Origin of the sequence: Paraburkholderia sp. Cy-641 (assembly GCF_011752945.1) — a bacterium.
Taxonomy (GTDB): Bacteria; Pseudomonadota; Gammaproteobacteria; order Burkholderiales; family Burkholderiaceae; genus Paraburkholderia.
Window position 1 is genome coordinate 1 of sequence record NZ_VWWM01000108.1, and the last position, 10,949, is coordinate 10,949.

Consider the following 10,949-nt stretch of genomic DNA (forward strand, 5'->3'; position numbering starts at 1 on the left):
CTGCCGCCGGGCGTGCCGCCGCTACCGCCCGGCATGCTGCAAGGCTCGTCGCCGGCGCCCGCCGGCGCGCAGCAGGCGATGCTCGCCGCGTTGCCCGAGCCCATCCACATCGTCTATCCCACCGGCACGCTGCGCGGGCTGCTCGACGCGGCATCGGCGCGCTTCGGCGTGTCGTGGAAGTATGAAGACGGCGCGATCGTGTTCTTCTACACGGCGACGCGAGTCTACCAGGTGGTATCGATTCCCGGCGACTCGAAGCTCGACACGAACGTCGTCAGCGGCGCGAGCAACACCGGCGGCGTCAATGGCGGTGTCGCCGGCGGCAGCGCGGGCGGTGGTGGAGTCGCGGGCGGTGGTGTCGGCGGGGCGGCTTCGACGTCGTCGCCGGAAGTGTCGTCCGACAATACCGCGAACATCAAGATGAACACGCAACTGTCGGTCTATACGAGCCTGCAGACCGCGATCAAGTCGATGCTGTCGCCGGCGGGTTCCGTCGTCACGTCGCCGGCAACGGGCTCGATCGCCGTTACCGACACGCCCGAGGTGCTCGATCGCGTCGGCGAGTTCATGGAGCAGCAGAACCGCGTGCTCGCGCGGCAGGTGCTGCTGAACGTGACGGTGCTGTCGGTCACGCTGTCGGCCAACGACAGCTACGGGATCGACTGGAACGCGGTGTACCAGACGCTCGGCACGAAGTTCAACATGGTGAGCGGATTCTCCAGTCTCGTGCAGACCAGTTCGCTGAGCGCAACGGTGATCAGCCCGTCGAGCCGCGCGAGCGCGACGAACGCGATGATCAGCGCGCTGTCGTCGCAGGGCACGGTGCATCGCAGGACCTCGGCGTCGATCACCACGCTGAACGACCAGCCGGTGCCCGTGCAAGTGGCCGAGCAGAAGGGCTACCTCGCGTCGGTGTCGTCGATCGCCACGCTGAACGTCGGCACCCAGGTGTCGCTGACGCCGGGCACGATCACGACCGGCTTCAATCTGACGGTGCTGCCGCACGTACTCGACGACGGTACGGTGATGATGCAGTTCTACTCGAACATTTCGTCGCTCGTGACGCTCGATTCGTTCACGAGCGGTGGCCAGACAATCCAGCTGCCGACCGTCGATACGCGCAACTTCCTGCAGCGGATCGCGGTGAAGTCGGGCCAGACGCTCGTCCTCAGCGGCTACGAGGATCTCAACGACCAGAACAACCGGCAGGGCATCGGCACGCCGTCGAACTACGCGCTCGGCGGCGGCTTCAACGCCGATCATTCGCGCCAGGTCATCGTGATCCTGCTGTCGCCCGTCACGACGAACGGCGCCTGACGCGCGCAGCCGGGGATCGTTCATGGCGACGCAAGTCATTCAGATCGGCCGTCAGCGCTTCGTCTGCGGGCTGTTCTGGCAATCGTTGTCCCGCCGGCACGCGCTGCGCGCCGAGGCGGTCGAGCTCGCGGGCCGCCTGAACTTCGACGCGATGGTGCTGCGGATCGACCGCAACTTCGCGGGCGCGGGGTTCGCGAGCACGCGGGAAGGCGCGCAGCTCGGGCTGCCGTCGCTCGGCGCGCTGGTGTCGAAGGTGATCGCGACCGAAGGCGCGTTCTACGATGGCCGCCAGCAGCCCGCGCCGAACTGGCTCGGCGCGTTCAGGCTGGCGGACGGGCGCTGGGTGTATTTCGCGGTGCGCGACGGCGCGTTTCTGCCGAACGGCGACTGGGTCGGTTCGAGCGAGGAAGTGTTCGAGCGGCTGCATGGAGACTACGGCCTCGGCGGCTGGAACGTCGTGATCGGCGATCCGCAGATCGAGGTGCAGGGCTTCCACAACTTCTACGCCCGCAGCATCGAGGAACTGCTGCCGCGTCGCGGCGGCCGGCTGCTGTTGCCGCGCTGGCTGAACCTGACGCGGGTCGGGCGGCGTCCGCCGTGGCGCGTGATCGCCATCGCTGCCGCCGCGCTCGTCGTGGTCGGTGGCGTGGCGGCTGGCTGGATCGCGTACCGGCGCCACCAGATCGAGCAGGAGCGCGAGGCGGCATTCGAGCGGATGCGCACGCAATTGCGGCTGCATCCGCCAAAGCCGGCGGCGCCGACGGAGCCGCCGCATCCGTGGGCGGTGCAGCCGACGCCAGGCGATTTCATTCGCGCCTGCGTCGATCACTTCGCGAGTCTCGCGCCGGGCGGCTGGCAACTCGACGAGTATGCGTGCAGGTCGTCGAACGTCAGCTATCGCTGGTCGCGCGGCGACTCGAACGTCGCGATGCTGATGGCCGCCGCGCCGCTCGCGCAGATCGACACGAGCGGCGATCACGCCAGCTACGTCGAGCCGCTGTCGTTGCGGCCGGGCGGCGACGATCCGATCGACGGCTTCGACGGCGTGCGCTTGCGGATGCTGTCGGTGTTCCAGCTGCTCGGCGTCGATCTGACGTTCATGCCGCAGCAGGGCCCGCCGCCGAAGAGCCTCGCGGCGCAGACGCTGAACCAGCTGCATCCGGGCTCGGGGCCCGCGGCGCCGACATGGCAGACGTGGCGCATGACGGCAGCGCTCGGCGAGATGCCGCCGGACAGCCTGATCAAGTATCTCGACGAACCGGGCGTGCGCGTCGAGACCCTGTCGTACAAGGCGGGGCAATGGACCCTGGACGGAGTGCTGTATGAGAAATGACAACGGGTGGATCGTAGGCGCACTGGTCTGCGGGCTCATGGGCCCCACGGTCGCGCTCGCGCAGGCCGCCGCGCCGGCGCCGGTATCGGCATCGGCCGCAAGCTCGGCCGCCAGCGCGCAGCCGCGCGCGGCCGTCGTGCCGACGCCGGCTGCCGCCCAGGCCGCCAACGAATTGATGCGGCTGAATGAAGACACGCTGCTGCTGAAGGCCCAGCTGAAAAAGCTCGAGACCCAGGCGCAGGTGGCCCAGCGCGAACAGGCGCTGCACCAGATGGGCGGCACCAGCGTCAGCATGGGCCAGGTCTCGCTGATCGTGACGCAGAGCCTCGGCCAGGCCACGATCGCGACGCTGTCCGCGGACGGCGCCGAATTCGACGTGCGCGCCGGCGACCGGCTGCCGGATGGCTCGCGTGTCGCGCAGATCCGCCCGGGCATGCTGGTGCTCGCCGATCCGGACGGGCACCGCACGATGCTGACGGTGTCGGCGCCGTCGCGCGGCGGCCTCCGCAACGTCGCCGCGAACCCGCTCGGGCCCGCCGGCGTTCCGCCGCTCCCGCCGCTTCCGTTGAGGTGATCGTGATGGCCGCTCCGACCGTACCGCCCGCAAACCCGCCCAAAGCCGTCACGCCGCTGGTGTTGTCGCGTAACGCTCAGGCTCAGGCCCAGGCCGCCGCGTTGGCTGTCACGCCGGCCATCCCGGCCGACGTGCCGCTGCAGGTCGTGCAGGCCGCGCCCGTGAGCGCGCGGCCGCTGTCGGACGACGGCGAATTCGCGGCAAGCGGCGAGGAGCGCAAGTTCCTCTGTCTGCTCGATGACGGCACGCTGCTGGTCGCGGACGGCCACGAGATGAATCCGTTCGTGCTGTCGTACTGCGCCCGGCTCGAACGGCTCAACTGCCGCTACGCGACACGGCTCGTGAGCCTCGACGCGATCCGGCGCGCCTATCAGGGGCAGCGCCGCGACGGCAGTGCCGAGCGCATCGACCACACGCAGATGCAGGTGGTCGCGAAGAATCTGATCGCGCGCGCGTGCGACGAGCGCGCCTCGGACATCCATATCCGCGTGAACCGCTTCACGACGGAAATCCTGTTTCGCGTCCACAACGAGCTGGTGCGCGTGTCGGAGCAGACGCGCGAGTACGGCGAGCGGCTGCTCGCGACGCTGTACTCGGCGATGTCGAGCGTGTCCGACAACACCTATAAGCCGAACGAGCGCCAGGACGCGGCGATCGGCGACCGCGACAAGCTGCCGGACCGCCTGTTCGGGGTGCGGATCGCAACCGCGCCGACCAGCGTCGGCAATCTGATGGTGCTGCGACTGCTCTACAACGACGCTGGCGAATCGACCGAGCTGACCGACCTCGGCTTCACGAGCGAGCACGCGTTTGCGTTCGACCTGCTCGCGCAGCAGCCGCATGGCATGAACATCATCAGCGGGCCGACCGGCTCCGGCAAATCGACCACGCTGCAACGCGTGCTGACGAGGCAGTTGCGCGACATGGCCGGCTCGATTCATGTCATCACCGTCGAAGACCCGGTCGAATATCCGATCGAGGGCGCGGTACAGACGCCGGTCGTCAACGCGCCGACCGAGGAAGCGCGCTCGCTCGCGTTCGCCGCCGCGATCTCGAACGCGATGCGGCTCGACCCGGACACGATCATGATCGGCGAGGTGCGCGACCGCGCTTCCGCGCAGAGCGCGCTGCGCGCGGCGATGACCGGCCACCAGGTCTGGACGACCGTGCACGCGAACGGCGCGCTCGCGATCGTCGACCGGCTCGTCGATCTCGGCTTGCCGCTCGCGATGGTCACCGACGAATCGCTCGTCACCGGCCTCATCAGCCAGCGCCTCGTCAAGCTGCTGTGCCCGCATTGCTCGCGGCCGCTCGCCGAGGCGGCGGACGAGCTCGACATGGGGCTCGTCGCGCGCGTCAAGCGGGCGGTCGGCCCGCGCTTCGACCAGGTGCGCATCGCGGGGCCGGGCTGCCCGTGCTGCAAGCACGGCACGATCGGGCGCACGGTGCTCGCCGAGGTGATCCACACCGACACGACGTTCTTCGAACTGCTGCGCGCCGGGCGCAAGGCCGATGCCCAGCAGTACTGGCTGCAGCAGCTCGGCGGGCAGACGGTCGCGCAGCACGCGATCGAAAAAGTGGCCGCCGGACTCGTCGATCCGCGCATGGCGGAGCGCGTGGTCGGGCCGCTGACGCAACACGGCGGCGCGCGTGCGCTCGCGCTGGAAAGCGTCTATGGCACTTGAACTGAATCGCCGCTGGGCGCGCGTCCAGTTGACCGCGCCGGCGCGTATGCGGCTTTACCGCAAGATCGCGAAGATGCTGTCGGCCGGGCTGCCGCTGCTGAAGATTCTCGAGGAGCTGGAACTGCGCGCGTCGCACGAGGGCCGCAAGCCGAACGAGCCGCTCGCGCTGACGCTCGCCGACTGGCGCAGCGTCGTGCAGAACGGCGGGATGCTGGCGGAAGCGCTGGCGTGGTGGGTGCCGCACGCCGAACAGATGATCGTGATGGCGGGCGAGCAGTCGGGCCGCCTGGAAGCGTCGCTGGTCAACGTTTGCGCGCTCGTTCAGTACAGCAGGCGAATCCGGGCCGCGGTGATCGGCGGGCTCACGTATCCGGTCGTGATTCTCGCGATGACGGTCGGCTACGTCTACCTGTTCGGCAAGCTCGTGATCCCGCGCTTCGCGAGCATCGTGAGCCCGGAGCACTGGCATGGCGTCGCGCGCTCGCTGTACGAGCTGTCCCGCTTCGTGCAGGGCGGGATGCTGTACTGCATCGTCGTCGCGCTGCTGCTGTTCGTGCTGCTCGTGTATTCGATGCCGCGCTGGTCCGGCAAGACGCGCAACGTGCTCGACCGCTATCCGCCGTATTCGGTTTACCGGCTGATCGTCGGTTGCGGCTTTCTCGTCGCGTTCTCGTCGTTGCAGTCGGCAGGCTTCACCGTCGAGAAGTCGCTCGCGCGGCTCGCGATCGATGCGCGGCCATGGCTGCGCCAGCGCATTGACGACGTGCTGTTCGGCGTGAAGTCCGGGCTCAACGTCGGCGAGGCGATGAAGATCACCGGCTATCGCTTCCCGTCGGCGGAGATCGTCGACGATCTGTGCGTGTACGCCGACTACAAGGGTTTCGCCGAAGCGCTGCAGTCGATCGCGAACGAATGGATCACCGAGGGCGTCGAGACGATCGAGGCGCAGATGCGGGTCATCAACGGCGCCGCGATCGTCGGGCTCGCGCTCGTGCTGTCGTGGCTCATCAGCGGATTCTTCGGAATCCAGCAGGAAATCGCCGGGCTCGCACGGAGCCTGCATTGACGAACTTATTCCGCGGGAGGGACCGGGTAGTGAGGGCGGTATCGGATTGAATGGCCAGGCGCGCACAACCCCTTGTCCCGTCGCGCCGATTGTCGAACTGAAGGAGCACAACATGCAGCACATGAAGACCCCTACGAATGAATCGAATCGTTTCGCCATCCTGAATCAACGCGCGCGCCGCCGGCAACGCGGCGCGTCGCTGCTCGAGGCGATCGCCTATCTCGGGATCGCGGCGATCGTCGTGATCGGCGCGGTTGCGCTGCTGAACGGCGCGTTCAGCAGCGCAAGCACCAACGAGTTGTCCGAGCAGGTCACCGCGATCCAGACCGGTGTGAAGAAGCTGTATATGGGGCAGTCGGGCGGGTACGCCGACCTCAGCAACACGGTGCTGGTGTCGGCCGGCGTGTTGCCGGCCACGGTCACGGTGAGCAGCGCCGGCGCCGTGACCAACAGCTGGGGCGGTGCTGTCACGGTAGCCGGTACGGCCACTAATTTTACGATCCAATACGCGGAGGTGCCGGCGTCTGTCTGCGTCAACGCGGTGACGGGCGGTGGCGGCTGGACGTCGATCAAGATTGGTAGCACGACGGAAGGGACGCTGCCGATTGCGCCGTCTCAGGCCGCGACCGACTGCGGCTCTGCGCCGGTAACAATCGTCTGGACCTCTCTCTGACCACGATGATCCCGCCGCTTCATGCCTTCCTCCGCTCGCTCTCCGGAACCCGCTCATGTACCTGATGTGGGCCGTCGCCGCGCTCGGCGCGATTTTCGGCGCGTACGCGCTGCTCGACCACGGCACGGCGCCGCTCGCGCCGGGGCCGTCGTCGGTCGCGCTCGCGACGGGCATGAGCGAGTACCGGCAGGCGGTGATCGCGTTCGCACGGCAAAACCCGACGTTTACCGGCAGCGTGTCGGCGGCGGCGCTCGCGCCGTTTCTCGGCGCGAACCAGCCGACGCCGCTCTGGCAGAACTACGTGCAGCCGAACCAGGACGCGGCCGGCAGTCTCGTCGTCGTCTACGGAACGCAGGCCCCGGCGACGGCCGCGATCACCGGCATGGAGCAGCTTGCGCAGGGCTCCGCGCTCGCGGGCGTCGCGCTCGGCCCGAGCATCGTGTCGCCCGGCAATCCGGCGGTGCCGCTGCCGGCCGCGCTCGCGAACACGATTCCGAACGGCATGCCGGTATGGATGGCCCAGGCGTATGACTAGGCCGCTCCGAACCACGCCTTCCTTCGCCGGCCGCCTGCGCGCGCGCGGCTTCACGATGATCGAGATGCTCGCGGTGCTCGCGCTCGCGGCGATCCTCGTGACGGGCATCGCCGTGATGGCGAACTCGGCGCTCGAAGACACGCGCGGGCAGCAGGCCGCGCTGTACCAGTCGCAACTGGTGGCAGCGGCGACGCAACTGATCGAACAGAATTTCACGGCGCTGTCGACGCAGGCGAACGCCTCGACGCCCGTTGTCGCGAAGCTGACCGGCACGCCGCTGCAGATGTCGACCTACCTGCCGTCCGCGCTCAGCGCGACGAACGCGTATGGGCAGACGCCGTGCCTGCTGATCTACGGCACGGACCAGCCGGGCGCGCTGCAGGCGCTGCTCGTGACCGAAGGCGGCACGACGATTCCCGATCCGGAACTCGGCTACATCGCCGGGAATGCGGGGGCGGGCGGCGGCTCGATCCAGGCGGCCAACAATCCTTCCGGCGCGGCGAACGGCGCATTCGGCAGCTGGAAGGTCACGACGCCGAACCCGGCCGGCGCGACGTGCTCGGGCACGAAGACGGGCGTTGGCCACGTCGCGAGCCTGATTTTCTACAACGGCACGCAGACGCAGAACGCCGATTTCCTGTACCGCGTCGCGGTGCCCGGCAATCCGGCCGCGAACACGATGCAGGTGCCGATCGTGCTCGCGCAGCAGACCGACTACGCGGACTGCTCACAGACCGGCGCCATCGCGGCCGATTCGACCGGCAACGTGCTGAGCTGCACGGGCAGCAAGTGGACCCCGCAGGCGTCGCTTCACTGGCGCGAACCGGTCGCTAACGCGGCGGCGCTGCCGTCGTCGGCTTCGTCGAGCCTGGGCGACGTGCGAATGACGCTCGCGACGAACCGCGCATACACGTTTAACGGCACCGACTGGCAGGCCCTCGCGGTCGACGAGGCAGGCAACCTCGCGCTCGGCAACGCGCAGACGCTCGGCGCGGCCTGTCCGGCGCAGGCGTCGGGCACGACGCTCGTGTCCACCGACGCGACGGGGCGCGTTCTGTCGTGCCGCAACGGCACCTGGCAGGCGCAGGCGGAGATCAACCCGCAGCCGTTCCCAACCGACACCGATTGCGCGGTGCAGGTCGGCCAGTCGGGCACGAGCGATTTCCCGTGCGGCACGCAGGCCGGGGCGATCACGTACGACGACACGATGGGCTATTACCAGTCGGTCGTCACGCGCAACGTGCCGCAACTGCCCGCGAACGGCGCCCTTTCCGTCTACGCGTGGTCGCACCTGAACGACGCGTTCGTGACGTCCTGTCCGAGCGCGCCGCAGGACCTGACGGGCGGTAGTGGCGGGTATGTGACGCTGCTCGTCGAACTGCTGAACCTGGACCTGCCCGACGGCAGCAACGTCGTCGCGAAGGTCGTGAACCAGTCGTCGCGGGTGAGGGGCGATCTCGCGAACGTGCCGGTGAACATGACGAACGCGCTGCCGCTGAACAAGAACGGCTACCAGGTACGCCTGACGACGTTCTGGATTTTGTATGGCAGCGCGAACCCGGCGTCGTTTCAGCCGAGTTACTGCGGCACGGGCAACAACATTTTCCCGGCAACCGGAGTGGTGACCTCGTGGAATATCACGCCGACCTACTGATCCGCCGCCGGCCCGGCGCTGCCGCGCCCGCCGCTGCCCGAAACCGGGCGGCGACGGGGCGCGCCGCGTCAGTGCGGCGCGAGCGTCTGCAGCATCTCGTGCAGTTCCAGCCGGCTGTAGGCGGCGCGCAGCACGTCGCGCGGCAGGCACTGCTGCTTCGACGCGAGGCTGAACAGATGGTCGTTCAGCAGGCGCGACATGTTGTCCTCCTTGCGCTTCATGAACTCGGCGAGGTACGGCAGCTTGGCCGGGTCGGTCAGCATGCCGGCGATCTGCTGGTTGTTGTTGAACAGCAGTTCGCTCGCCAGCACGAAGTTCTCGCCGTCCTGGGTCGGCACGAGGCACTGGCAGATCACGCCGATCAGGCAGTTCGCGAGCGCGGCCGCGTAGCGCTCGCGCTGCTCCGCCGGGAAGAACGACAGCAGCCGCGTGATGGTGCCGACGGCGCTCGCCGTGTGCATCGTCGCGAGCACCAGGTGGCCCGATTCGCCGGCCTGCAGGGCCGTTTCGGCCGTCTCGGGGTCGCGCACCTCGCCGACCATGATGACGTCGGGCTTCTGGCGCAGCGCCTCGCGCAGCCCGGCCGGGAAGCTCGGCGTATCGGTCGGCACCTGGCGCTGCGAGACGATCGACGAGCGGCCTTCGAGTTCGTACTCGATCGGCTCCTCGATCGTGATGATGTGGGCGTTGCGCGTCCGGTTGATGTGTTCGAGCAGCGACGCGATCGTCGTGGTCTTGCCGGAGCCGGTCGGCCCCGTCACGAGCACGAGCCCCTTCGCGCTGTCGATCATCGAGCGCACGTAGGCGGGCAGGCCGAGCTTGTCGAGCGGCAGCGGTTCGAGCGGCAGGCGGCGAATCGAGATCACCAGCTTGCGGCCGCCGTTGGTGCGGTAGATGTTGCAGCGCAGCCGGCAGCGCGTCAGCACGAACGGGCGATCGATCGCGCCGCGTTGCAGATGCGCTTCCCAGTCCGGCTCGATCGCCGCGAGCGTCGGCACCATTTCGTCGAACAGCACCGGCTCCTCGCCGACGGCGAGCCAGCCGCGCGGCGCCTTGATCATGATCGGGCGGTCCTGCTCGATGTGGATGTCGGTGAAGGTCTGACGCAGGTCGATCAGTTCGAGAATTTCGCGCGTGAGGTCGCGGCGCTCCGGCAGCGGGGCGTTCATGGCCGAGGGTGTCCTGGTAATTCGAAGATAGACGGAACTTACATGAAAAATCTCAGAGGTGTCGGGGAAGCCGGCGCGAATTCGTTGTCCCAGCGGGGGCTGCAATGAAGTTCGCCGGTAGATTGAGGGCGCTCGCCGTCTGCGCGGCATTGGCGGCCTGCGGCGTGGCGCCGCAGGCCAGCGCGGCGCCGGTGCACTGGAAAAAGGCGATCGTCGACTACGAAGCCGAGGGCAAGGACATCAAGGACGTGCTGCGCGACCTCGGTTCGAGTCAGGGCATTCCGACGCGAATCGCGCCGGACGTCACCGGCACGGTCAGCGGCAAGTTCCATCTGCCGCCGCGCCGCTTTATCGACACGCTCGCCGCGTCGTTCGGCTTCGTCTGGTACTTCGACGGCGAGATCCTCGATATCACGGCCGCGTCGGATCTGCAGAGCACGCTCGTGAAGCTCGACACGGCGGACACCGCGTCGCTGAGCGACGCGCTCGACCGGCTGCACATCTCGGACGACCGCTTCCCGATCGTCTACGACACCGCGCAGGGCACGGCGCTCGTCAGCGGACCGCCGCGCTACGTGCAGATGGTGACCGCGGTCGCGAACCGGCTCGACAGCAACGCCGCGCGCGTGAGCGGCACCGAGGTGCGGGTGTTCCCGCTGCGCCACGCGTGGGCCGAGGACCGCACGGTGCCGCTCGACGGCCAGAAGGTGACGCTCGAGGGCGTCGCGGCGGTGCTGAACAACATCTACCATCCGCACAGCGAGAAGGGCCAAGGCCAGGGCCAGGGTAAAGGCGGCAACGGCAACCGCGGCGGCCACGCGGGGGCGGGCAGCGTGACGCGCGCCACGCCGCTCAACGACGTGAACGGCAACGCGAGCAACGGCCCGTACGTGCCGCCGCCGGTGCCGCCGGGCGAGGCCGGCCGGGGCATGTTCGCCGGCCT

The 10,949-nt window shown here is 68.5% G+C and carries 10 protein-coding genes; 9 read left to right on the top strand and 1 reads right to left on the bottom strand.

The genetic code is table 11. From position 1 onward, the window contains the following. The 8 genes from F3J20_RS31140 to pilV all read left to right on the top strand — a co-directional run. The coding region (locus tag F3J20_RS31140) for a PilN family type IVB pilus formation outer membrane protein (RefSeq protein WP_167285784.1) at positions 1-1,317 on the top strand (1,317 nt) is incomplete at its 5' end. A 22-nt stretch (positions 1,318-1,339) separates the two neighbouring features. Further along, complete coding sequence (gene pilO2, locus F3J20_RS31145; RefSeq protein WP_167044116.1) at positions 1,340-2,650, top strand: type 4b pilus protein PilO2; 1,311 nt, start codon at positions 1,340-1,342, stop codon at positions 2,648-2,650. Next, positions 2,640-3,224, top strand: a complete 585-nt coding sequence (locus F3J20_RS31150) for a type IV pilus biogenesis protein PilP (protein ID WP_167044114.1) — start codon at positions 2,640-2,642, stop codon at positions 3,222-3,224. Before pilO2 ends, F3J20_RS31150 begins: the two co-directional genes overlap by 11 nt. A gap of 62 nt (positions 3,225-3,286) precedes the next feature. Then, entirely contained in the window at positions 3,287-4,909 is a 1,623-nt protein-coding gene (locus F3J20_RS31155) for an ATPase, T2SS/T4P/T4SS family (protein ID WP_205193020.1), read from the top strand. Beyond that, entirely contained in the window at positions 4,899-5,975 is a 1,077-nt protein-coding gene (locus F3J20_RS31160) for a type II secretion system F family protein (RefSeq protein ID WP_167044109.1), read from the top strand. Before F3J20_RS31155 ends, F3J20_RS31160 begins: the two co-directional genes overlap by 11 nt. A gap of 121 nt (positions 5,976-6,096) precedes the next feature. Then, on the top strand, positions 6,097-6,648 hold the full coding sequence (locus F3J20_RS31165) for a type 4 pilus major pilin (protein ID WP_167044106.1): 552 nt from the start codon (positions 6,097-6,099) through the stop codon (positions 6,646-6,648). A 55-nt stretch (positions 6,649-6,703) separates the two neighbouring features. Then, positions 6,704-7,183: a type IV pilus biogenesis protein PilM gene (gene pilM / locus F3J20_RS31170; protein ID WP_167044104.1), complete on the top strand. Its 480-nt coding sequence runs from the start codon at positions 6,704-6,706 to the stop codon at positions 7,181-7,183. After that, a complete protein-coding gene (pilV, locus tag F3J20_RS31175; RefSeq protein WP_167285785.1) occupies positions 7,176-8,837 on the top strand; it encodes a shufflon system plasmid conjugative transfer pilus tip adhesin PilV in 1,662 nt (553 codons plus the stop codon). The genes pilM and pilV overlap by 8 nt, the downstream gene beginning before the upstream one ends. A gap of 68 nt (positions 8,838-8,905) precedes the next feature. Here the strand turns inward: pilV and F3J20_RS31180 are convergent, their stop codons facing one another. Continuing rightward, a complete protein-coding gene (locus tag F3J20_RS31180; protein WP_167044100.1) occupies positions 8,906-10,006 on the bottom strand; it encodes an ATPase, T2SS/T4P/T4SS family in 1,101 nt (366 codons plus the stop codon). A gap of 104 nt (positions 10,007-10,110) precedes the next feature. Between F3J20_RS31180 and F3J20_RS31185 the strand changes: the two genes are divergently transcribed. Next, positions 10,111-10,949 (top strand): secretin N-terminal domain-containing protein (locus F3J20_RS31185; RefSeq protein ID WP_345889955.1); only part of this gene is annotated, 839 nt, incomplete at its 3' end.